This is a genomic window from Nocardioides sp. P5_C9_2 (genome assembly GCF_054049555.1).
The window spans coordinates 1-3433 of the sequence record NZ_JBFUMD010000425.1 but is presented as its reverse complement, the minus strand read 5'-3'; the positions used below and the strand labels follow the sequence as shown (position 1 = coordinate 3433).

The following is a 3433-nucleotide window of genomic DNA, read 5'->3' as shown; positions in this document are numbered from 1 at the left end:
GTCGTAGGTCCCCTGACCGGCGCCCAGCGGGATGTCGTACGGCGTGGTCATGGCGTCTCCTCAGGCGAGGAAGATGCAGAAGGGATGGCCCTCGGGGTCGGCGAAGACGTAGAGCGGCTCGTCCTCGTCGTCGGTGCGGTCCAGCAGCACGGTCGCGCCCAGCCCGAGCGCGCGGGCGTGCTGCGCCGCGAGCTCCTCGGTGCTGGGGACGGTGAGGTCGAGGTGGAGCTGCATCGGCACGTCCTGGCTCGGCCAGGTGGTGCGGGCCTGCTCGGCAACCTGCTGGAAGGCGAGCACGCGGCCACCTCCGGGGTCGGTCAGCACCAGCCAGTCGAGGTCGTCGGCACCGGTGTCCGCGGGCACCTCGTCCCCGGGTCGGTAGACCAGCCCCAGCAGCTCGCGCCAGAACTCGGCCTCGCGGCGCACGTCGACCGCGTCGAGGACGGTGTGCAGGAGCTGCGGGTGCGCCATCAGTAGAGCCCCTTGCCGTAGTTGTCGGGCCGGTAGTAGTCGTCGAGGTCCTCCAGCGTGCGCGGCGAGTGCTCCAGCTCGCGGGCGATGACCGCCCGCCGGGGCAGCGCCTCCGGCTCCCACGACTCCGGGTCCCACAGCCCGGAGCGCAGGAAGGCCTTCGCGCAGTGGAAGAAGACGGTCTCGATGTCGACCTCGAGGGCGAGCACCGGCCGCTTCCCCCGGACGGCCATGGCGTCGAAGTACGCCGCGTCGTCGACGAGCCGGGCACGCCCGTTGATGCGCAGCGTGTCACCCCGTCCGGGAACGAAGAAGGTGAGGCCGACGTGCGGGTTGGCGAGCACGTTGCGGTAGCCGTCGACCCGGCGGTTGCCCGGCCGCTCGGCGATCGCGACGGTGCGGTCGTCGACGACCTGCACGAGCCGGCCGGACGGGTCCCCCTTGGGGCTCGCGTCGCACCGACCCTCCGCGTCGGACGTCGCCAGCACGCAGAACGGCGTCGCGGCCAGCCACGCACGGTCGATGTCGGTGAGCACGCCGCGCTCCTTGGTCACCGCCAGCCCGCTCGGCTGCCCGACGATCGCCTCGAGCTGGTCGACGCTGGTGATCTCCATGGGGCCGAGACTAGGACGCCAGCGACCCGTCGCGCACGGTGAGCCTGCCGGCGTACAGGGTGTGCACGACCTTCGAGGCGAGCGCGCGACCGTGCCACGGGTTGTTGCGCGAGAGCGAGACCGACGCGGCGCGGTCGACGGTCACCGTCGCCGCCGGGTCGACCAGCGTGAGGTGCGCCGGCATCCCGACAGCGAGCGAACCGTGGTCGGCCAGCCCGGCGATGCGGGCCGGCGTCGTCGACATGACCTGCGCGACCCGCGCCCAGGACAGGTCCGGGAGCGCGGTGCGGACGACGCCCAGCGCGGTCTCCAGCCCGAGCATCCCGAAGGCGGCGTCGGTGAACGCGTGCTCCTTGTCGTGGCGGGCGTGCGGGGCGTGGTCGGTGGCGACGGCATCGATGGTGCCGTCGGCGAGCGCCTCCCGCAGCGCGTCGACGTCCTCCTGGGGGCGCAGCGGCGGGTTGACCTTGTACGTCGGGTCGTAGCCGGTGAGCAGGTCGGTGGTGAGCAGGAGGTGGTGCGGTGTCACCTCCGCGGTGACGTCGATGCCCTGGGCCTTGGCCCAGCGCAGCACCTCCACCGAGCCGGCCGTCGAGACGTGCGCGACGTGGACCCGCGAGCCGGTGTGCCGGGCCAGCATCACGTCGCGGGCCACGACGACCTCCTCGGCGATGCCGGGCCAGCCGGGCAGGCCGAGACGCCCGGACAGCTCGCCCTCGTGGCAGCAGGAGGCGGGTCCGGCGAGCGTCGGGTCCTGCGCGTGCTGGGAGACCACGCCGCCGAACGCCTTGACGTACTCCAGCGCGCGTCGCATCACGCGGGCGTCGTGGACGCACTTCCCGTCGTCGGAGAAGACCCGGACCCGTGCGCGCGACCGCGCCATCAGGCCCAGCTCGGCGAGCTCCTCGCCGCCGAGGCCCCGGGTGACCGCGCCGACGGGCTGGACGTGGACGATCCCGGCCTCGCGGCCCAGGTCGAGGACCCGGAGGGCCGCCTCGGCGGTGTCGGTCACCGGCGAGGTGTTGGCCATCGCCAGCACGGCCGTGTAGCCGCCGACCGCGGCGGCGCGCGAGCCGGTGAGGATCGTCTCGGCGTCCTCGCGGCCGGGCTCGCGCAGGTGCGTATGCAGGTCGACGAGGCCCGGCAGCGCGACGAGGCCGTCGGCGTCGAGGACCTCGGCCCCCGCCGGCGCCTCGTCGACCAGCAGGCCCGCGTCGTCGACGTACAGGTCTCCGGTCCTCTCGCCCAGCAGCGAGGCGCCGGTGATCACGAGCGACATCAGGAATCCTCTCCGGCAAGCAGGTGGTAGAGCACGGCCATCCGGACGGCCAGGCCGCCGGAGACCTGCTCCAGGACGACCGACTGGGCGGCGTCCGCGGCGTCGGCGGCGATCTCGAGGCCGCGGTTCATCGGGCCGGGGTGGCAGATCGGGGCGTCCGGCTTGAGGGTCGCGAGCCGGTCGCGGGTGAGGCCGTAGCCGACCGTGTACTCGCGGGCACTCGGGAAGTAGCCGCCGGACATCCGCTCGCGCTGGACGCGCAGCATCATCACCGCGTCGGCGTCCGGCAGCACGGAGTCCACGTCGTACGACGTCTCGAAGCCGGCCGCCGCGGACCACGCGTCGATGCCGCTGGGCATCAGGGTCGGGGGTGCGACGACCGTGACCCGGGCGCCGAGCTTGGTCAGGCACAGCACGTTGGAGCGGAAGACCCGGCTGTGGGTCAGGTCGCCCACCATCACGACGTGGCGTCCCTCGAGCGAGCCGAGGCGGCGCTGCAGGGTGTAGGCGTCGAGCAGCGCCTGGGTGGGGTGCTCGTGCATCCCGTCACCGGCGTTGATGACGGTGGCGTCGACCCACTGGCTGACCTGGTGGGCGGCCCCGGAGGCGGGGTGGCGGATCACCAGGCCGTCCACGCCCATCGCGCAGACGGTGAGGACGGTGTCGCGCAGGCTCTCGCCCTTGGACGCGCTGGAGCCCTTGGCGGAGATGTTGATGACGTCGGCCGAGAGCCACTTGCCGGCGATCTCGAAGCTCGAGCGGGTGCGCGTCGAGTCCTCGAAGAACATGTTGATCACCGTGCGCCCGCGCAGTGCGGGCAGCTTCTTGACCTCGCGGCGCTGCACGTCGTGCATGTCGGCGGCGGTCTCGAAGATCTCCGCGATCGCGTCGACGGAGAGGTCGTCGATGGAGAGCAGGTGCCTCATGCGATGGTCACCTCGTCCAGGTCGTCGACCTCGGCCAGGCGCACGCTGACGCGCTCGCTGCGGGCGCTGGGGAGGTTCTTGCCGACGTGGTCGGCGCGGATGGGCAGCTCGCGGTGGCCGCGGTCGACCAGCACGGCCAGGAG

At 72.9% G+C, this 3433-nt stretch carries 4 protein-coding genes and 1 pseudogene; all 5 read right to left on the bottom strand.

The features are described 5' to 3' along the window. Positions 1 to 60: 60 nt before the first annotated feature. Positions 61 to 471: a VOC family protein gene (locus ACXJKL_RS17425; RefSeq protein ID WP_457208276.1), complete on the bottom strand. Its 411-nt coding sequence runs from the start codon at positions 469 to 471 to the stop codon at positions 61 to 63. Continuing rightward, a complete protein-coding gene (locus tag ACXJKL_RS17420) occupies positions 471 to 1085 on the bottom strand; it encodes a pyridoxamine 5'-phosphate oxidase family protein (RefSeq protein ID WP_457208275.1) in 615 nt (204 codons plus the stop codon). The genes ACXJKL_RS17425 and ACXJKL_RS17420 overlap by 1 nt, the downstream gene beginning before the upstream one ends. 10 nt (positions 1086 to 1095) lie before the next feature. Continuing rightward, positions 1096 to 2364 (bottom strand): dihydroorotase, encoded by a 1269-nt coding sequence (locus ACXJKL_RS17415; protein ID WP_457208274.1) that lies wholly within the window; start codon positions 2362 to 2364, stop codon positions 1096 to 1098. After that, on the bottom strand, positions 2364 to 3290 hold the full coding sequence (locus tag ACXJKL_RS17410; protein WP_457208273.1) for an aspartate carbamoyltransferase catalytic subunit: 927 nt from the start codon (positions 3288 to 3290) through the stop codon (positions 2364 to 2366). Before ACXJKL_RS17410 ends, ACXJKL_RS17415 begins: the two co-directional genes overlap by 1 nt. After that, a pseudogene (locus ACXJKL_RS17405) lies at positions 3287 to 3433 on the bottom strand (bifunctional pyr operon transcriptional regulator/uracil phosphoribosyltransferase); the annotation flags it as partial. The pseudogene ACXJKL_RS17405 and the gene ACXJKL_RS17410, both read right to left, overlap by 4 nt.

Excerpts from the sequence above, each read along its gene's own strand:
- ACXJKL_RS17425 (WP_457208276.1), bottom strand. The coding sequence starts at position 471 with ATGGCGCACCCGCAGCTCCTGCACACCGTCCTCGACGCGGTCGACGTG.
- ACXJKL_RS17420 (WP_457208275.1), bottom strand. The coding sequence starts at position 1,085 with ATGGAGATCACCAGCGTCGACCAGCTCGAGGCGATCGTCGGGCAGCCG.
- ACXJKL_RS17415 (WP_457208274.1), bottom strand. The coding sequence starts at position 2,364 with ATGTCGCTCGTGATCACCGGCGCCTCGCTGCTGGGCGAGAGGACCGGA.
- ACXJKL_RS17410 (WP_457208273.1), bottom strand. The coding sequence starts at position 3,290 with ATGAGGCACCTGCTCTCCATCGACGACCTCTCCGTCGACGCGATCGCG.